Here is an 18,078-nt window from a genome sequence, read left to right as displayed (position 1 = left end):
AGAAAGTACTTCTTCATTCCTCATTCCAAATACCTGTAACATGGCTCCGCTCGACGTGCTGTTGCTGTTGCCGCTGGCCGTGGGCACCGTCAAGGGTTACCGGCACGGGCTGGTGCTGGAGGTGGTGTCGCTGCTGGCCTTCGTGCTAGGGGTAGTGGGTGGGCTGTGCTTGCTGAGCGCGGCCATTCCGGTGGTGCGCTCCTACCTGGGCGAGCTGTGGGGCATGCTGCCGCTGGTATCGTTCCTGCTGGTGCTGGTGGGTATTATGTGGGGCGTGCACCTGCTGGGCGGGCTGGTAAAAAAGGCCGTGCACCTCACCCCACTGGGGGTGCTCGACCACCTGCTGGGCGCGGCGGCCGGCGGTCTTAAGTGGCTGCTGGGCCTGAGCCTGCTGCTGCACGGCACGGCCCTGGCCGGCCTGCCGCTGCTGGCGCCCAGCCTCACGGCCGGCTCGGTAGTGCTGCCCTGGGTGGTGAAAGCCACGCCGCTAGCCCTGCAACTAACCGGCTACGTGCTGCCCTTTGCCCAAAACCTGCTGGCTAGGCTCAAAGGGGCAATGTGAATTACTTTGAAATAATAGAATGAGAAATGAAGAATTGTTAGCGGCATAATTTCTCATTCTAACTTCTTCATTCCTCATTTCAACTTGAAAATTCTGCTGCTCGATAGCTTCGATTCCTTTACCCACATGCTGGCCGACTACCTGCGCCAGCTGGGGGCCGAGGTGCTGGTGCGCCGCAACGATGTGCCGCTGGCCGAGCTGCGGGCGCTGGTGTTTCAGGGCATCGTGCTGTCGCCCGGCCCCGGCTCACCCGCCACGGCGGGCAACCTGCTGGCCGTTGTCGAGGCTTACCACCAAGAGCTGCCCATGCTGGGCGTGTGCCTGGGCCAGCAGGCGCTGGGCGAGTTTTTTGGGGCTAGCCTGCGCCGCGCGGCCCGGCCCTGGCACGGCAAGGTGACCGACATTGAGCTGCTCGATGACGACCCCTGGCTGGCTGGCCAGCCCCGGCGCCAGCCCGTAACGCGCTACCACTCGCTAGCCTTAGACGTCGATACGCTGCCCGCTAGCCTGCGCCCACTGGCCGTGACCGCCGATGCCGACCGCGAGCTAATGGCCCTGCGCCACACTGCGTTGCCGCTCTACGGCGTGCAGTTTCACCCCGAAGCGCTGCTCACCACCCACGGCCTGCGCTGGCTGGCAAATTGGATGGCCTGTTGTAACATTGCATAGGTTGACTTTTTATTACGCAGGCTGGTTTCGGGCTGCCTGTCGTTTGGGCAGTTGAGTGCCAGCCCTCAAAAGCGAAAACCTAGAAACGCTAAACCAGAAATTATGGAGCTTCGCCGCCAGCAGCAGCACGGGTTTGACTATGTCGACGAAGGCCAGGGGCCGGTGTTGCTGCTGCTGCATGGGCTTTTCGGCGCGCTCAGCAACTGGCAAGACGTGGTGGCCGAGTTTTCGGCCCAGTATCGCGTAATTATTCCGGTGCTACCCGTCTACGACATGCCGCTGTTGCAAGCCACCGTGCCGGGGCTGGTCGCCTATGTGGAAAGCTTTGTGGATAAGTTGCAGCTGCCCACTGAGTTTACTCTGCTGGGCAATTCGCTCGGCGGCCACGTTGCGCTGGTGTACACGCTCAAAAACCCCGGCCGCGTGCGTCGGCTGGTGCTCACCGGTAGCAGCGGCTTATTTGAGGACGGCATGGGCGGCTCTTTCCCGAAGCGCGGCGACTACAATTTTGTGCGCGAGCGGGTGGGCTACACGTTTTACGACCCTAGCGTGGCCACCAAGGAATTGGTCGATGAAGTATTTGCCGTTACCAATTCCAACGCCAAGTGCCTGCGCATGATTAGCATTGCGCGCTCGGCCCAGCATCACAACTTGGCTGGCGACCTGCACCGCATCACGGTGCCGGTGCTGCTGGTGTGGGGACTGAACGACACCATTACGCCGCCCTCCGTGGCGCACGATTTCGAGCGCCTGCTGCCCCAGGCCGAGCTGCGGTTTCTTGACCACTGCGGCCACGCCCCCATGATGGAGCGCCCGGCCGGCTTCAACCGCTGGCTGGCGGGCTTCCTGCAGCGCACTACCAACCAGCTTTCGCCGATGCTGGCCGCCAGCTCGGCGCGCTAGCTGGTATATTGGCCGAGGCTGGGCTTGGTTTTTGCCTTTATTTAGCAACCTTTCCCACCCGTTAGTAGTCCTATTCGTGGCTTGCCGCGCCATGTGCGGCGTCCTGCTGCTTTTGGCGGCAGTTGGCCCGAATCTAGGCTGGTATGCTGTTGACTGCCCGCTTTCTTAGCTTATGTATTTATGCCTGCTCTACTCGCCGAAGACCTTCTCAATCAGATGATTCCGCCGCTGAAGGGCACCGACACGACCGCCAAGGCCGCGCGGTGGCTGGAAGAGTTTCACGTGGGGCAGCTGCCCGTGCTCACCGGCCGCAGCTACCGCGGCCTCGTCACCGAGCAAGACCTGGCCGACTACGAAAACCCCAATACCCAGCTGGCCGAGCTGCCGCTAGGCTACGCCAACGTGCACGTGCAGCACGACCAGCACTTCTACCGGGTGATGGAGCTGGCTATTGAGCAGAAAATCCAGCTCGTGCCCGTGCTCGACGAGCAGCAGGAATACGCGGGCGTGGTAACGGTGAGCGATGCCCTGGCCGCCTTCGGGCCGGTGCCCGGCGTGGCTGGCCAGGGCAGCATCCTGGTGCTCACGATGGAGGAGCGCGATTATTCGCTCTCGCAAATCAGCCGCTACGTGGAGGAAAACAACGCCAAGATTCTCTCGGCCCACGTCATTGCCGACGAGCACGACCCCTACCGCATCCGCCTCACGTTGCGCCTCAATACCGATAATCTGGCCCGCATCACGGCCACGCTCGAGCGGTTTGGCTACGTGGTATCGGCCCAGTTTAGCGGTACACCCGTGGCGAGTGAAGACGAGCAGGAGCGCTTCGACGCGCTGCTGCGCTACCTCAGCGTCTAACTTTGCGGGGTGAAGCACCACGCCCGGCTTTCTGTTGCTACTGCCGTAGGTTGGCTGCTCCTTACCATGTTGCTGGGGTCGGCGGGCTTATTGGCAGCTCAAACGCCGCTACCGCCGGCCCCGCCCGATGGCTTGCCTCCGCTGCGCCGCGAGGCTCACCCGCCAGCGTTAGCCCCCGTGGTGGTTCCCACCGACACGCTGGTGCGCGTGGGCTCCTGCCCCGGCGCCCGCGTGCGGGTATCGGCCGTTCTTTTTGTGGGCAACAACCGCACCCGTGAGCGCACGCTGCGCGCCGAGCTCGATTTTCACGAAGGCGACTCGCTGACGGTGGCCGACTTGGCCACCCGCCTCGAAGCCAACCGCCGCCGCCTCTACAACTTGCAACTCTTTCATACTGTGCTGGCGCAGGGCAGCTGCGGCGGCACGGGGCAGCTTACGGTGCTGTTCAGCATGCAGGAGCGCTGGTATATTTTGCCTAGCCCTATTTTGTCGCTGGGAGAGGATTTTAACCGCTGGCGCACCCGCCTCGACCGCTGGCAGCGCATTGACTACGGCCTGCATCTGGTCGATGCTAATTTCCGGGGGCGCGCCGAGCAGCTAACGGCCAACATCCAGCTCGGCTTCAACCGCAAGTACGAGTTGTTTTACGAGGCGCCCGGCCTGGGGCGCCGCCGCCGGATAGGAGTGGGGCTAGCCATCTCGTACTACCAAAGCCGTAATCTCGACTACAACACGTTCTTCGACCGCCTGCGTAGCCTCAGCGATGCCGAAACCGATGCCTTTCCTATTCAGCGCTTCTACGTGTCGAGTGGGTTGCGGCTGCGCCACACCGTGCAGCTAGCCTCGGCGTTCGACGTGTCGTATCACCGGGAGCAAATCAGTAACCTTATTGGCCAGCTTAACCCGGACTACCTGCTAGGCTTGGCGCAGCGCGCGTACCTGGATGCCAGCTTCGTCACTACAAACAACCAGCGCAATACTTTTGCCTATCCGCTTACCGGGCAGTTTTTTCAGGCCGGGCTCAATTTTCGCCAGTTTGTAGGCGCCGAGCGTTCGCCGGCCTACGCCACAGTGCGGCTGCGCTACGCGCGCTACCTCAGCCTGGGCCACGGTTTTTACTACGCCGGCGGCCTGAGCGCCCAAACCCGACTCTTTGCCCCCAGCCTGGCTTATGCCGATGCGCGTAGCTTCGGCTACGATGCACTGGTGCGCGGCTACGACATCTACGTGGTCGAGGGCCGCTCCTATGCGCTCGTGCAGCAGGGCCTGAGCCTGCGCGCCTGGGCCCCCCCGCCGCTGGCTCTGCCATTTATTCACAATCCGAAAGTAGGTACGCTGCCCTTGGCCGTATACCTCAACGCTTTCGCCGACGCGGGCGTGGCGGGGGGCAGCGTCGGCCGCTACCAGTCGCCTACTAACCAGCTGCCCGGTCAGTTGCTGGCATCGGTGGGCCTGGGCCTACATTTGGTGACCTACTACGACCGTGTTTTCTGCGTCGAGCTCACTCGTACCCTCACCGTTTACACAAGCACGGGAGTCTTTTTCCGCACGGCTTTCCCCATCTGATTTGCAAGGGTGCCGCAGTATTAAGTTTTTGTTATGAAAATTGCTATCCTGGGTAAGCCATTTGACGAGGCCGTAGCCCCTTTCCTGCAAACTCTGCTCGATGAACTAGTGGCCCGGGGGGCCGAGATGATGATAGTCGAGGCTTTTTGCGACTACCTAGCCAGCCACCTGCGCCTGCCACCCGACATCAGCACTTTTCGGCGCGGCGACTCCTTGCGGGGAGTTCAATTTGTGCTCAGCATCGGCGGCGATGGCACCCTGCTCGATACGGTCACCTATGTCGGCGCGCTTCAGATACCGATTTTGGGTATCAACACCGGCCGGCTAGGCTTCCTGGCTCCCATCAATCCCGACTATATTCCGCAAGCTATCGATGCCTTGTTTAAGGGGCACTTCACCCTCGAAGACCGCAGCCTGCTCCGGGTCGAAACCGACCCCGATGTATTTGGTGCCCTTAACTTTGGCCTCAACGAATTTAGTATTTTAAAGCGCGACACCTCCGCCATGATTGTCGTGCACACCTACATCAACGGAGAATATTTAAACTCGTACTGGGCCGATGGGCTCGTTGTTTCTACGCCTACGGGCTCTACGGGCTATTCTTTGAGCTGTGGTGGACCAGTAATGCTCCCGCAGACAAACAATTTTATCATCGCTCCCGTATGCCCCCACAATTTGAATGTTCGCCCACTTGTTGTATCCGACCAAAGCATTATTTCGTTTGAGATAGAAGGCCGCGCCACCAGCTACTTGCTTGCCCTCGATTCGCGCTCTGTACCGGTCGAAGCAAGCATACAAATGGCTGTTCGGCGTGAAAACTTTAACGCTCGGCTGGTTAAATTAAACCACGTCAATTTCTTAAGTACTTTGCGAAATAAACTAAATTGGGGCCTTGACCGCCGTAATCCAGCTGTTGCATTACAGTTAAAATAGTGCTGAAAAGCTACTAAAAAAAGGCTTGGTTTTTTTTAGTTACCTTTAACTCTTACTTTTGCATTCGTTGCGAACCACGTCCTGTCGCGTTTGCATCCATCTAGCTCGACCAACTCCTTACTCTACGCCTTATGACTAAGTTTTTCACGTACTCAACGGCCGTGCTCGCCGGTCTAGCATTGCTAGGCTCTACGCAACATGCCGATGCCCAGCAGTTCAGCAAGCGTAAGCAGTATACCTCTATCGGGGTGAGCCTGAATGCAATGAACTATTTTGGTGACTTAAACCCACTCACCAACTTCGCCTCATTTCACTTGGGCGATACCCGGCCTAATATTGGCCTTAATATTACGCACCGCTTCTTTCCGCGCGTGTCGGGCCGCTTTGCTATTGCCTATGGCCGCATCACGGCCGATGACAACACCAATGCCAGCAAAGACGATGTGAACGCCCGCTTCCGCTACACGCGAAATATGAATTTCCGCAATGATATCTACGAAGCTTCGGCCGTAGTTATCGTTGACCTGATTGAAAACCGCAACAATTACCTAAAGCGTCCTGACTTCGTACCCTACCTGTTCGGTGGCGTTGCTGGTTTCCATCATTCTCCGCAGGGCAAAGATGCCAGCGGCAACTATGTTGACCTGCAAGCATTGAAGACGGAAGGGGTTGATTACAGCAAATTCCAATTTTCGCTGCCCTTCGGTGTTGGCGTGCGCTACCGTATCAATCGCAACCTGGATGCTGCTTTCGAGATAGGCTTGCGTAAAACCTTTACTGGTTACCTAGACGATGTGAGCGGAAACTATGCTAGTTTGTCGGGTGCTAGCGCTGCTGCACAATATTTTGGCGGTTACGGCGGTGGTACTGCGCCCGGTGGTATCACCAATACGTCGACTGGGGTAGCTGGCGGTTTTCTCCCTGGCGCCAAGCGCGGTCAGGGTAAAAGCGACTGGTACACCGTTACCGGCTTCTCGCTCAACTACATCCTGAACCCGAAAATTAAGAACCCCAAGTTCCGCTAGGCTATTGCTAGCTGGCTGGACCTTACCCTTACAGTCTGCTGCATGACCGTTTTTAGGTTTCTCTTCGCACTTCCCGCTAGTAGCTTACTAGTGGGAAGTGCGTTTTTTTTAGCTACTCCTGCTTTTGCTCAGCATACCAGTGAGGTAGGCATTGGAGTGGGCGCTACCAACTATAAAGGCGAAGTATCGCCGCAGTTTCAGTGGCAGAATAGCCGCCCGGCCTTAACTATCTTTTATCGCCGTGATGTGTCGGTGCCCGTTACGCTGCGGGCTAGCCTGACGACTGGCTTTCTGCGTGCCACCGATGCTAATGTACAAGGCGTGAACGGTGGCGTGCCACCCTTGCAGAGCTATCGGCAACTCAGCCTGAGTGGGGGGCTAGCGGAAGCCGCCGGCGTGGTGGAATACAATTTTTTGGACTATCATGACCGTAGGGACCAGCACCGCGTGCATGTGTCGCCTTATTTATTCGCCGGACTAGGGCTGTATTATGTCAGCACCACTGTTAGCAGCGCCAATGATGCCCTTAAAGCCGATTTTGACCGCAAAGGTGCTAAAGTGGGCCTAGCCATTCCCGCTGGTGCCGGCCTAAAAATCGCGCTCACCGAACACTTCAACCTGGGTTTGGAGATGGGCGCGCGCAAGACCTTTACTGACCAGCTCGACCACACCGGCGACCAGACCCCTCTGCTCGTAAATAGCCACGACCAGGATTGGTACTATTATTCCGGCATCAGCCTGTCGTATACCTTCTATAAAATCCTCTGCCCGGCACCTTACAATAAAAACAAACGCCTCTTGAAATAAGGGTTTGTGCAGTGCTTTTATGGGGTTAATATCTTGACAAATAGTCAATTAAAATCTAACGGCTTTGTTGTCTGCCTCGCTTATAGGGGCGCGGCCGAAGCCAGACTGCAACCCTTTGCGTAACTTGCGGCCTCTTATACGCAAACCGCAAAGATGGCCGAACGGTCCGAAATAGACCTCTCTAATATTCCTGCCCACGTAGCCGTTATCATGGATGGTAACGGGCGCTGGGCCAAGCAGCGGGGAGGACTACGCGTGTTTGGGCATCAAAGTGCTATTACGGCGGTGCGCGACACGGTAGAGGAGGCCGCCGAGTTGGGGGTGCACTACTTAACGCTTTACGCGTTCTCAACCGAAAACTGGAACCGTCCGGCTTTTGAGGTGACTGCGCTAATGCAACTACTGGTGCATACCATTCGACAGGAAACACCTACGCTACTAAAAAACAGTGTGCGTTTGCAAGCAATTGGCGAAGTTGGCAACCTACCTGCTAACTGCCAGCGCGAGCTAGCCGAAGCTATTGAGCTAACGAAGGCTGGTACCCGCATGACCCTGGTGCTAGCCCTGAGCTACAGCGGGCGCTGGGACCTGGCCCAAGCGGCCCGGCGGTTGGCCACTGATGTGGCGGCTGGCCGCCTGCAACCGGCTGAAGTAAACGAAAACACCATAACCAGCTATTTGTCAACGGCTGGTATTCCTGACCCCGAATTACTTATTCGCACCAGCGGCGAGCAGCGCATCAGCAATTTTCTGCTCTGGCAGCTCGCCTATACGGAGCTTTATATTACCCCCGTTCTGTGGCCTGATTTTCGGCGCAGTCACTTTCGCGATGCCTTGCGGGCCTACCAGGGCCGGGAGCGCCGCTTTGGCAAAACCAGCGAACAGCTGTCGGCCTCCTGATTTTATTATTTAGTTAGAATGATGCGTACCTACCTACGTAGTGGATTGTTGAGTGTACTACTGCTGGCTACTGTGCTGGTAGCCCGGCCGGCGCATGCGCAGCAGGTAGAAGCGGCCGCTGAAGAGCCGCGCAAGTACGAACTGGGGGGCATCACGGTGAGTGGCGCCCGCTCACTAGACCCTAATACGTTAATTAGCCTGTCAGGTTTGCGGATTGGGGACGTGATAAATGTGCCTGGCGATGACCTGGGCAAAGCCATCCGCAAAATTTGGGCGCAGGGACTGGTGGCCGATATTTCAGTAAGTGTTGCGCGCACCGAAGGCAGCAAGATATTCCTGGATTTCAACGTGCGCGAGCGGCCGCGCCTCTCCAAGTTTTCGTTTGAGGGTATTAGTAAGGGGCAGGCCACGGATATTGAGAAGAAAATCAAGCTCATCCGGGGTAAGGTCGTGACCGATGCCCTGCTGGCTAACACCCGCACGCAGGTACGCAAGTTCTACACTAACAAAGGTTTCCTAGATACCAAAGTAGTTATCCGCCAAGTAGCTGACTCGGCGCTTTCCAACAGTGTAGCGCTGAAAATTGACGTGGATAAGGGCCAGAAGGTACGTATTCACGACATTGAGTTTGAAGGCAACAAAGCATTCAAGGACGGTAAGCTAGCCAGTCAATTCAAGAAGACCAAGGCCCGCAAGTCGTACAAAATCCTGACGCCTGGTAAATTTCAGCGCTCTGATTTTGAAGATGATAAGAAGAAACTGGTCGATTTTTACAACAACCAGGGCTACCGCGATGCCACCATCCTGTCCGATACCATTGAGCGTGATGCGAAGGGCCTGATTGTAAAACTGAAAGTAGACGAAGGACCAAAATACTACTTCCGCAATATCACCTGGTCAGGCAATTACCTCTACGATAGCAAAACGCTGTCGTCGGTGTTGGGCATCAAGCGCGGGGCACCTTATAGCCACGAAAACCTCGACAAGCGGCTGCATTACAACCCCACGGGCCAGGATGTGGAGTCGCTCTATATGAACGACGGCTATCTGTTCTTTCAGCTCGACCCGGTAGAAACCAAGGTCGAAGGCGATTCCATCGACATTGAGATGCGCATCTCGGAAGGGGTGCAGGCGCGGGTAAAGGACATCAACATCGCGGGCAATACCAAGACCAGCGACCACGTGCTGCGCCGCACGCTGCGCACGCTGCCCGGCGATAAGTTCAACCGGGAGTTGCTCATTCGCTCGCAGCGTGAGATTGCCACGCTAGGGTACTTCGACCCGGAAAAAATTGGTATCAACCCCGTGCCGAACCAGGCCGATGGGACGGTGGACATCAATTATACGGTGGTGGAAAAGCCTTCGGACCAGATTACGCTGTCGGGCGGCTGGGGTGGCTATGCCGGCTTTATTGGTACGGTGGGCCTGGTCTTCAACAACTTCTCGCTGCGTAAGGCCCGTGACTTTCACAACTGGACGCCCGTACCGGCCGGCGATGGCCAGCGCGTGGCCCTAAATGTGCAGGCCAATGGCTTGCAGTACCAGGCTTATTCGTTCAGCTTCACCGAGCCCTGGCTAGGGGGCCGTAAGCCTAATTCCTTATCGTTTAGTCTGAACCGCAGCGTGTCGCGCCTGGGGGTCAATTTTAACCCCACTACGGGCAGCTTTATCAAGGTAAATAGTGCTACCATCGGCCTGGGCCGCCAGCTGCGGGTGCCGGATGACTATTTTTCGCTTAGCAACTCGCTCTCGTTCAGCCAGTATCAGCTGCAAAATTATTCGATTTTCTCGGATTTCAGCACCGGCCGCGCCAATAACATTACGCTCAATACCACGCTGTCGCGCAATAGCATCGATAACCCGACCTACACCCGCCGGGGCTCGTCGCTGAGCCTGAGCGTAAGCCTGACGCCGCCGTACTCGGCCTTCCCCGGTGCGCACCCCAACGTGTACGAGTGGGTAGAATTTCACAAGTGGATGTTTGACGCCTCGTGGTTTACACCCATCGTGGGTAAGCTGGTGCTCAACACACGGGCGCACTTCGGCTACATCGGCACGTATAGCAAGGACCGCACTCCTGGACCGTTTGAACGCTTCAAGATGGGCGGCGCGGGCCTGGGCTACGGCGGCGGCGGCTCATTCCTGGTGGGTACCGACTATATTGGTCTACGCGGCTACGACGACCCCAATGGTGCTTACGCCATCCCGACGGCTCAAACGGGTAAGAGCGGCGGCGTGGCTTATAATAAGTACGTGGCTGAGCTGCGCTATCCGGTGAGCCTCAACCCGGCCGCTACGGTCTACATCCTGGGCTTTGCCGAAGCGGGCAACGCGGTAGATGTGTACAGCCAGTACAACCCCTATAAGCTGTACCGCTCGGCTGGCTTCGGGGCCCGTATTTTCATGTCGGCGTTCGGTTTGCTAGGGTTTGACTACGGCCGGGCATTCGATACAGTAATTCCGCCTCCTGGTACTACAACGGCACAGGATTTCAATCACTTCCACTTCATCATCGGCCAGCAGATTCGCTAGGCTTGCGCTGGGCTGAACGTTTTGGCTAGCCCAAGTGGTTTAAGAACAGCCTGGCAGCTTGCTGCTTAGACTAAAGAAGCTGGCTTGGTCGTTGTAGCCGACGCGCCGAAGCTGGTTCGGATTGCGCTCCTTTTTTCCCGCATGACTCACGTTGCTCGTTCTGTATTGGCACTGTTGCTACTGGTGGCCTGTGCGCCGGCCTGGGGCCAGAAATTCGGTTATATCGATACCGAGTACATTATGAGCAAGATGCCGGAGTATGCCCAGGCCCAGGTGGAGCTAGCCAAGCTCACTGATACCTGGCAGAAGGAAATCGAGGCGCAGAAGAAAGACCTCGACAAGCTCTATCGCACCTACCAGGCCGAGGAAGTCGTCCTGACTGAGGAAATGAAAAAGAAGCGCCAGGACGAGATTCTGAAAAAAGAGCAGGAAGTTAAAGCCTACGAAACCAAGCAGTTTGGCTACGAAGGCCAGCTATTTAAGAAGCGTGTGGAGTTAAATAAGCCCGCGCAGGACAAGATTTTTGACGCGGTCGAGAAGGTTGCCAAGGCCCGCAAACTAGATATGATTATTGACAGAGCCGGGGATTTGACGCTAATTTATGTCAATCCCACGCACGACTATACTGAGTTTGTGCTGGAAGCGCTGGGGCTAGGCTCGCCCACCCGCAACCAGCCCGGCCCTAAAGGCCCGGTAAAAACTGTGAAGCCGCCCAAAACCCCGACCACTAGCACCGACCCTAACTTTGAGTCGGATTCGGGCACGCCCGACCCCGCTATTCCGGCCAAAACGCAGTCTACCAGGGCCTCAAAAACCTCTGCTGGCAGAAAGCCCTAGTATCCTTACCTTTGCAACCGAAATTTTTTTAGACCCTTGACTTTCTTCGTAAACCGCGTGAAAAAACTTCACCTGACCTTCGCCGCCGTCGCACTCGCAGCCGCTTCGTTTTTCGCTCCGAGCGCTCAGGCGCAGGCTCCCCTTAAAATTGGCTTTACCAGCGTGGAATACGTGCTGAGCCAGATGCCCGAAAGCAAGCAGATTGAGTCGGACCTGAAAGCTTACGGCACGCAGCTGGAGGCCCAGCTGAAAACCAAGACGACTGAATACCAGACAAAGTTGGATGCTTACCAGAAGGGTGCTCCGACTATGACGCCCGTTATCAAGGCTGATAAAGAAAAGGAACTGCAGACCCTGGGCCAGAGCATCCAGGAGTTTCAGCAGACGGCCCAGCAATCGATGCAGCAAAAGCAGCAGACGCTGCTGCGCCCGGTGCTCGACAAGATTCAGAAAAACATTGATGCCGTAGCTAATGAGCAGGGGTATACCTATATCCTGAACTCGGATTCGGGCAGTAACCCTATCCTGCTGCACGGCCCCAAAGACGGCGACGTATCGGATATCATCTTGAAGAAAATGGGCATCACGCCTACGGCTCCTTCAACGGCTCCGGTAATGCAAGCTCCCAAAGCTCAGGCGCCTATGGTACCCGCCGCGCCGGCTGGTAAGACCAAAACCAAGAGCAAATAAATATTGCCCACCAGTGGCCAAAAAGCCGGAGCCTGTGGCTCCGGCTTTTTTCGTGTCAGCTACTCCGCTCCGCTTTTACCCATGCTGCTTCCGCCCCCCGCTAGCCCCGACTCCGATTTAGAGCCCGACGACGCGGGCGAAGGCGATGAGCTTTATGAGCACCACCGCATTGTGGCCGACCGGGGGCAAGAGCTGCTGCGCCTCGATAAATTTTTGCTCAATCGGCTAGCCAACGCCTCGCGCACCAAGATTCAGGACGCTATCCGGGCCGAGGCGGTGCAAGTGAATGGGCACGTAACCAAGTCCAACTACCGGGTGCGGCCGGCCGATGTCATTACCATCACGCTGCCCGAGCCGCCGCGCACCGGCAAGGTCGAGCCGCAAAAGATGAACCTCGATATCCGCTACGAGGATGCCGACTTGCTCATCGTGAATAAGCCGGCCGGGATGGTGGTGCACCCCGCTTATGGCAACTGGGAAGGTACGCTGGTGAATGGGCTTGCCTACCACCTCGAAAACCTACCTACGGGCCGCAATGGTGAAATCCGCCCCGGCCTCGTGCACCGCATTGATAAGGACACTTCCGGCCTGCTGGTGATTGGCAAAACTGAGTGGGCCATGACGCATCTCTCGCAGCAGTTTTTTCACCACACCATCGAGCGCAGCTACCTTGCGCTGGCCTGGGGCAAGTTTGACGACGACGCAGGTACTGTGCGCGGCCACATCGGGCGCAGCCTGCGTGACCGCAAGGTGCAGGCCGTGTACCCCGACGGCGAGCAGGGTAAGCACGCCGTGACGCACTACCGGGTGCTCGCGCGCTACGGCCCCGTCTCGCTGCTCGAATGCCGCCTCGAAACCGGCCGCACGCACCAAATTCGGGCGCACATGCAGCACATCGGCCACCCCCTATTCAGCGATGCTACTTACGGCGGCGACCGCATCCGCGTGGGACCGGCTAGCGGCGCCTACAAGGCATTTGTGGAACAGTGCTTCGCCCGGATGCCCCGGCAGGCGCTCCACGCCCGCTCGCTAGGCTTTGTGCACCCTAGCACCGGCGAGCGAATATATTTCGAGGCCGAGCTACCCGAAGACTTTGCCGCAGTGCTGGCGAAATGGGAAGCCTGGGCTGTTACGCAAGAATGAAAAAAGCCCCGCTGCCAAGTGGCAGCGGGGCTTTTTTTGCAGGACCACGAATACTACTTCTTTTTAACAGTCGTAGTGGTTTTCTTGGTCGTCGTCGTCTTTGCCGGCACGCCCTTGATAATCTTCATGGCGTTGGTGGCATCGGCGTTGGTGGGGTCCATTTCCAGAATCTTCTGGTAGTAGGGCGTAGCCGCTAGCTTGTCACCTTTTTGCAGATTATAGTAACCGAGGTAATTGTTGGCCTCAATTAGACCGCTGCGGTACTTGGTTGGGTCGGCGCTAGTCAGTTCAATATATTTCTCATAGTAAGGCTTTGCCAAGCCCTTCTTTGAGTCGGGGTCGAGGCGGAAGTTAGCCTGAGCGCGCGCCTGGTAAGCCGGTGCGTAAGTTGGTTTGGCAGTCGTGATAATATTGTATACGCTATCAGCCTGGGTGTACTGCTTGTTGCCGCTATAAGCACTACCAATACGGAACTGGTCAGCCAAGTCAAGGTTCCCTTTCGACTTGTAGATACGAATGGCGGCCGGGTAGTCCTTCTTAGCCAAGTATACCGAAGCAAGGTCGTTTTGCAAGTCGGCTTTCTTAGCAGGGTCAGTCGTGCCGGCAATAGCCTTCTGTAACACGCTCAATGCCTCATCGTTGCGGCCATTTTTTAGCAAAATCTTGCTCTGGTAAGAATAATCATCAACCAGGATTTTATCGGCCGGAACCACTTTCATAAACTGGTCCATGGCAGTCGCGGCACCGGCGTAATCGCCAGTTTCATACAGCGAAGTGGCCTTGATGCGATTCATGGTCGGGTTATTGGGCTCCTTGGCTAAGGCTTCATTGGCCTGCGCCAGCGCTTCTGGGTACTTCTTCGAGAGGTAGAGGAATGCAGCATACTTCTCCGTAGTCGAAGGCGACTTCTCCGCTACGTTGGTGTACTGCTGAAATGCTGCGAGCGCCTTATCATACTGGCTAGCCGATGCATACATGGTAGCCATGTCGAGGTAAGCCGGTGCATAGCCCGAATTCAAGGCAATGGCTTTATTGAAGTTCTCCTGGGCGCCGGCGCCGTTTTTGCTGCGCACATTCAAGACACCCCGTTTGTAGTAAGCTTCCGTGTAATTCGGATTAGCCGCGATGGCGCGGTCGTAGCTGCTCATTGCCTCGCCACCGCCGGCATCGCTGTGCAGGTAAATGTCACCACGCGCTACCATCAGGGCCGGGTCGTCCTTACCCTTGCTCAGTACCTCAGCTGTTTTAACGTAAGTCAGCGGCTTGGTAATGTCCAGGCTTTTGCCGTCGTACTCGCCATATGCCTGCGCAATCATGGTTAGCACCTTGGGGTCTTTATTCTTGGTGGCGGCAGCGGCAGCCGAGAACTTAGCATCGGCTTCGCTAGCCCGGCCTTTAGCCAGCAGGGCGCGGCCTTCGGCTACCTGGCCAAACGGCGTGGGGCCGGCGGCACGATTGAAGAAGTAGCTAGCCGAGTCGGGCAGGTCGCGCATCTGGTAAAGGCGCCCAAGTTCAAAGTTGGCTTCGGGCGAGCTGTTGCCGCGCAGCGCAGCGCGTGCCTCATTGTAGCGGCCTAGCTCAATGGCTTTCTGAGCAGTGGCTATGTTTTGGGCGGTGGCGGCCGTAGCGCCGGCCCCTACGGTGAGGACGGTCAGCAGCAGCGGTTTCCAGGGCTTGTAAGACATAAGAGGGAAGGAAAAAAAGAAAACTTCAGGTGAAAGATTGGTGGGTATACTACGCGATGCGGCGCAAGGTAGTTCACTGGCGTTTATTCGTGGTTACAATACGGGCCTGCATATTGGCGGGCATCAAGCCCGATTTTTGAAAAATCAACTGCCCTTTCTGGCCCGCCACGAACGAAACAAAGCCCGAGCCCAGCCCCGCCCGCGCCTCGCGGCTAATGGCGTAAAGGTTGCGGCGCAGCGGGTAGTTCTGCAACTCAGGGTGCTGCTTGAGCAGCTCCGGTGTTTTTTGGGCCAGGTACACTTGGTCGGGCTGAATGTAGTCGTCCTTGGTCGGGTTGGGGCGGGCGGTAATGCTCGCCACCCGGATGCCCCGGCGGTACCGGCGCACGGTAGGGTCGTCGGCATCCGAAATCCAGTTCACTCCCACCACGCCCACGGCCGTGGGGTGGCTAGCCACGTAGTCGAGCAGCTTGGTATTGGACTGCGCCGCGAACGCCTTGGGACTGAGCACCGCACCGTGCAACAGCGAGTCGCGCATGAAACGGCTGGTGCTGCTTCGGTTGGCATCAAATACCACATTGATAGCGCCTAGCTTTTTCTGACCGCTCACCTGGCTCCACTGCGTAGTCTGGCCCCCGAAAATGCCCCGCAGCTGGGTTATGGTCAGCAGCGAGTCGGGGTTAGACGGGTTCAGAATGATGGCTAGCCCGTCGATGCCTACTTTGGTGGTGATAGGCAGCATATTTTGCTTGTCCAGCGTCTTCTTCTCGTCGGCCGTTAGCTCGCGGGCTGTCACAATAGCCTTTACCTTATCATTGAGCAGGTCGAGAAACACGTTGTCCTCCGGCTGATACGATACCTTGAGGTGGGCATCGGGATACAGCTTCTGAAACGTATCGACCTGCGACTCCAGGATGGGCGCAAACGTCTCATCGACGCTAATGCCGACGTGGCCACTGGTGGGCGTGTCGGTAGCGTCTTCGCTGGTGCCCGCCGAGCGGTCGGGGTGGCAGCCGGGCAGCATGCAGGCGGCTAGTAACAGCGTGCCCAAAGCAGAGCGGCCGGGCCGGTAAAACAGATTAGCTAAAGTCATCGGGAGTAGGTTTGCGAAACTGCGTGCGGATGGTACGCACAAAGCGAATGAGGCCGTACAGAATAAACACGGAGCCCAGCACCATGCGGGTTTTGGGGCCTAGCGGCAGCAGGGCGCCCGCCGCCGAGGGCCGGTGCGCCGTCAGCCAGAGCCAAATGCCCAGTGCGGCATATACCAGCGACATGATGAGGGTAAAAAAGCGCACTATTCGCTGGGGCGAGCCCAGGCGCTCTTCGGTGGTGGGAAGGGCCATGAAACGAGGGGAGTAATAGAATACTCATAACCCGCGCCGGACCCCAATTTGTTCGGGTCCGGCGCGGGCGCGTAATCAGCCTGCAAAAAAGGGCACAAAAACCTGATTTCTCCTACTAAGCCTCGTAATCCTTATTGAATGCTGAAGGTGATAGGCAGGGTAAAGCGCACCGGTACCGGGTGCTTGCTCTGGTAGCCGGGCATCCATGTTGGCATCTGGCGCACCACGCGCAGCGCTTCCTCTTCCAGCCCGTAGCCCAGCCCTTTCAGAATCGTGACGTCGGAAATAGTACCGTCTGCCCCCACCACGAAGCTCATAAATACCTTACCGCCCACGCCGGCTGCCAGCGCCGAGTTGGGGTAGCGCAAATGTTGCTGTAAGTAGCGCAATAAGGCTGCCTGCCCACCGGCGAACTCCGGCATTTTTTCGACGACCACGAAGGGCTCATTCGAGGCGGGTGCCGTAGCGGGGCCAGTTGTGGCATCGCCGCCCGGGCCAGCTACAGCGCTAGGGTCAGTGACAGCTACCGAACCGGGAACGACGGGGCCAGTAGCGCCGTCCACTATTTCCGTGTGCGTCACCGGCGTAATGTGCGGCTGCGGCACATTGTCTTTCGCTACCTCAGTGGGTATGCTAGGGGCAGGGTGGGTAACTGCTGGGCGGGCGGGCGGTGGGCTAGCGGGAGCCACCTTGGGATGTTCAATTACGACTTCCTTAGGTATTATGATAGGACACGCAATAACAGGATGGGTTAGCGGTGCCACGGTCGCCGGATGCAGCCGGCTCCATCCAGCGGCACCCAGAAAAAGCAGCGCACCAAACAGCAGCGTATAGCCCCCAGCCGAGGCCAGGTGCTGCTGGTAGTCTTGGCGCAATTGGTAGGCGCCGTATGCCTGATTACGGCCTTCGAAGACAACGTCGTCGAGGCTATCGGTAAGAAACGCGGGAAGTAATGACATTGAGCAGGGGTAGAAAAAATGAGAAGAAATTCTACCGGTGGCCACCAGTATTTTACTGATGCTAGCCCGCAATTTTTTCCATACAACTACCCTGTACTTTGCTCAAATAATTTTATAGATAGCACAAAAAAGCCCTGACTAGGGGATTAGTCAGGGCTTTTAAGTAAGTAGGCAGAAGCTACTGAATCTTGTACGTTACGGGCACGGTAAACGAAACTTTTACCGAGCGGCCGTTCTGCTTGCCAGGGATAAACTTCGGCAGGGCTTTGATAGAGCGGATGGTTTCAGCATCAATCGTGCTGCTGATGCCTTTCACGATTTTAACGTCCGAAATATCGCCGTTCTCATCCACCGTGAAGCTAGCGAATACCTTGCCTTCTACTTGGTTGCGCAGGTCAACGGCGGGGTAGCGCACGTTTTTCTGAATGGCCGATACGATGGCGCCCATACCGCCGCCGCCGGGCAGCGAAGGCATTTGCTCAACGTAGGTATAGACTTTATTGGTTTCTACTACTTCCTCTACCGGTTTGGTGCCTTCGCCGCTCAGGTCACTCAGGTCGGGAGTATCCGTGTTGCCTTTTACGGTCACGGTAGCTACCGTCTTATCCTTAAGCTCTTCCTGGTCAGGCACCTCCTCTTTCTTCACTTCCTCGTCTTTCTTTA

General features: G+C 57.1%; 18 protein-coding genes. 13 read left to right on the top strand and 5 right to left on the bottom strand.

Annotation, left to right across the window (positions count from 1 at the left end; all coding sequences use genetic code 11):
• Positions 1-40: 40 nt before the first annotated feature.
• The 13 genes from GKZ68_RS15310 to GKZ68_RS15250 all read left to right on the top strand — a co-directional run bounded on the left by GKZ68_RS15310 (position 41) and on the right by GKZ68_RS15250 (position 13,425).
• Positions 41-562: a CvpA family protein gene (locus GKZ68_RS15310; RefSeq protein ID WP_173116286.1), complete on the top strand. Its 522-nt coding sequence runs from the start codon at positions 41-43 to the stop codon at positions 560-562.
• Between the two features lie 84 nt (positions 563-646).
• Complete coding sequence (locus GKZ68_RS15305; protein ID WP_173116284.1) at positions 647-1,231, top strand: aminodeoxychorismate/anthranilate synthase component II; 585 nt, start codon at positions 647-649, stop codon at positions 1,229-1,231.
• Positions 1,232-1,333: 102 nt separating this feature from the next.
• Positions 1,334-2,134, top strand: a complete 801-nt coding sequence (locus tag GKZ68_RS15300; RefSeq protein WP_173116282.1) for an alpha/beta fold hydrolase — start codon at positions 1,334-1,336, stop codon at positions 2,132-2,134.
• Positions 2,135-2,314: 180 nt separating this feature from the next.
• Complete coding sequence (locus tag GKZ68_RS15295) at positions 2,315-2,992, top strand: CBS domain-containing protein (RefSeq protein WP_173116280.1); 678 nt, start codon at positions 2,315-2,317, stop codon at positions 2,990-2,992.
• A gap of 9 nt (positions 2,993-3,001) precedes the next feature.
• The gene (locus tag GKZ68_RS15290; protein ID WP_173116278.1) at positions 3,002-4,558 is read left to right on the top strand and encodes a POTRA domain-containing protein; all 1,557 of its coding nucleotides are present in this window, start codon (positions 3,002-3,004) and stop codon (positions 4,556-4,558) included.
• Between the two features lie 33 nt (positions 4,559-4,591).
• Positions 4,592-5,491, top strand: coding sequence for an NAD kinase (locus GKZ68_RS15285; RefSeq protein ID WP_173116276.1), 900 nt, complete (start codon positions 4,592-4,594; stop codon positions 5,489-5,491).
• A gap of 131 nt (positions 5,492-5,622) precedes the next feature.
• Positions 5,623-6,516, top strand: coding sequence for a DUF6089 family protein (locus GKZ68_RS15280; RefSeq protein ID WP_173116274.1), 894 nt, complete (start codon positions 5,623-5,625; stop codon positions 6,514-6,516).
• 42 nt (positions 6,517-6,558) lie between these two features.
• The gene (locus GKZ68_RS15275) at positions 6,559-7,323 is read left to right on the top strand and encodes a DUF6089 family protein (RefSeq protein WP_254244025.1); all 765 of its coding nucleotides are present in this window, start codon (positions 6,559-6,561) and stop codon (positions 7,321-7,323) included.
• Positions 7,324-7,476: 153 nt separating this feature from the next.
• Positions 7,477-8,223 carry an isoprenyl transferase gene (locus tag GKZ68_RS15270; RefSeq protein WP_173116270.1) on the top strand — a complete coding sequence of 249 codons (747 nt, stop codon included), beginning with the start codon at positions 7,477-7,479 and terminating at the stop codon, positions 8,221-8,223.
• 18 nt (positions 8,224-8,241) lie between these two features.
• Positions 8,242-10,755: an outer membrane protein assembly factor BamA gene (gene bamA / locus GKZ68_RS15265; protein WP_254244024.1), complete on the top strand. Its 2,514-nt coding sequence runs from the start codon at positions 8,242-8,244 to the stop codon at positions 10,753-10,755.
• 141 nt (positions 10,756-10,896) lie between these two features.
• The gene (locus tag GKZ68_RS15260; RefSeq protein WP_173116268.1) at positions 10,897-11,592 is read left to right on the top strand and encodes an OmpH family outer membrane protein; all 696 of its coding nucleotides are present in this window, start codon (positions 10,897-10,899) and stop codon (positions 11,590-11,592) included.
• Positions 11,593-11,649: 57 nt separating this feature from the next.
• Positions 11,650-12,282 (top strand): OmpH family outer membrane protein, encoded by a 633-nt coding sequence (locus tag GKZ68_RS15255; RefSeq protein ID WP_173116266.1) that lies wholly within the window; start codon positions 11,650-11,652, stop codon positions 12,280-12,282.
• Between the two features lie 81 nt (positions 12,283-12,363).
• Positions 12,364-13,425 carry an RluA family pseudouridine synthase gene (locus tag GKZ68_RS15250; RefSeq protein WP_173116264.1) on the top strand — a complete coding sequence of 354 codons (1,062 nt, stop codon included), beginning with the start codon at positions 12,364-12,366 and terminating at the stop codon, positions 13,423-13,425.
• Between the two features lie 53 nt (positions 13,426-13,478).
• Here the strand turns inward: GKZ68_RS15250 and GKZ68_RS15245 are convergent, their stop codons facing one another.
• The 5 genes from GKZ68_RS15245 to GKZ68_RS22185 form a co-directional block, all read right to left on the bottom strand.
• Entirely contained in the window at positions 13,479-15,110 is a 1,632-nt protein-coding gene (locus tag GKZ68_RS15245) for a lipopolysaccharide assembly protein LapB (RefSeq protein WP_173116262.1), read from the bottom strand.
• Positions 15,111-15,183: 73 nt separating this feature from the next.
• Entirely contained in the window at positions 15,184-16,203 is a 1,020-nt protein-coding gene (locus GKZ68_RS15240) for a PstS family phosphate ABC transporter substrate-binding protein (RefSeq protein WP_173116260.1), read from the bottom strand.
• Positions 16,190-16,456: a hypothetical protein gene (locus GKZ68_RS15235; RefSeq protein WP_173116258.1), complete on the bottom strand. Its 267-nt coding sequence runs from the start codon at positions 16,454-16,456 to the stop codon at positions 16,190-16,192. The genes GKZ68_RS15240 and GKZ68_RS15235 overlap by 14 nt, the downstream gene beginning before the upstream one ends.
• A gap of 131 nt (positions 16,457-16,587) precedes the next feature.
• Entirely contained in the window at positions 16,588-17,415 is an 828-nt protein-coding gene (locus GKZ68_RS15230; protein ID WP_173116256.1) for an energy transducer TonB, read from the bottom strand.
• Between the two features lie 178 nt (positions 17,416-17,593).
• Positions 17,594-18,061: an energy transducer TonB gene (locus GKZ68_RS22185; protein ID WP_254244023.1), complete on the bottom strand. Its 468-nt coding sequence runs from the start codon at positions 18,059-18,061 to the stop codon at positions 17,594-17,596.
• Positions 18,062-18,078 lie beyond the last annotated feature (17 nt).

It is taken from the genome of Hymenobacter sp. BRD128, assembly GCF_013256625.1.
Taxonomy (GTDB): domain Bacteria; phylum Bacteroidota; class Bacteroidia; order Cytophagales; family Hymenobacteraceae; genus Hymenobacter.
The sequence above is the reverse complement of the archived record's forward strand: the minus strand, read 5'-3'. Positions and strand labels throughout refer to the sequence as shown.

Coding starts and splice junctions, on each gene's coding strand:
- GKZ68_RS15285 (WP_173116276.1), top strand. CDS start 4,592: ATGAAAATTGCTATCCTGGGTAAGCCATTTGACGAGGCCGTAGCCCCT.
- GKZ68_RS15275 (WP_254244025.1), top strand. CDS start 6,559: ATGACCGTTTTTAGGTTTCTCTTCGCACTTCCCGCTAGTAGCTTACTA.
- GKZ68_RS15240 (WP_173116260.1), bottom strand. CDS start 16,203: ATGACTTTAGCTAATCTGTTTTACCGGCCCGGCCGCTCTGCTTTGGGC.
- GKZ68_RS15235 (WP_173116258.1), bottom strand. CDS start 16,456: ATGGCCCTTCCCACCACCGAAGAGCGCCTGGGCTCGCCCCAGCGAATA.
- GKZ68_RS15250 (WP_173116264.1), top strand. CDS start 12,364: ATGCTGCTTCCGCCCCCCGCTAGCCCCGACTCCGATTTAGAGCCCGAC.
- GKZ68_RS15300 (WP_173116282.1), top strand. CDS start 1,334: ATGGAGCTTCGCCGCCAGCAGCAGCACGGGTTTGACTATGTCGACGAA.
- GKZ68_RS15270 (WP_173116270.1), top strand. CDS start 7,477: ATGGCCGAACGGTCCGAAATAGACCTCTCTAATATTCCTGCCCACGTA.
- GKZ68_RS15230 (WP_173116256.1), bottom strand. CDS start 17,415: ATGTCATTACTTCCCGCGTTTCTTACCGATAGCCTCGACGACGTTGTC.
- GKZ68_RS15295 (WP_173116280.1), top strand. CDS start 2,315: ATGCCTGCTCTACTCGCCGAAGACCTTCTCAATCAGATGATTCCGCCG.
- bamA (WP_254244024.1), top strand. CDS start 8,242: ATGATGCGTACCTACCTACGTAGTGGATTGTTGAGTGTACTACTGCTG.
- GKZ68_RS15310 (WP_173116286.1), top strand. CDS start 41: ATGGCTCCGCTCGACGTGCTGTTGCTGTTGCCGCTGGCCGTGGGCACC.
- GKZ68_RS15260 (WP_173116268.1), top strand. CDS start 10,897: ATGACTCACGTTGCTCGTTCTGTATTGGCACTGTTGCTACTGGTGGCC.
- GKZ68_RS15280 (WP_173116274.1), top strand. CDS start 5,623: ATGACTAAGTTTTTCACGTACTCAACGGCCGTGCTCGCCGGTCTAGCA.
- GKZ68_RS15245 (WP_173116262.1), bottom strand. CDS start 15,110: ATGTCTTACAAGCCCTGGAAACCGCTGCTGCTGACCGTCCTCACCGTA.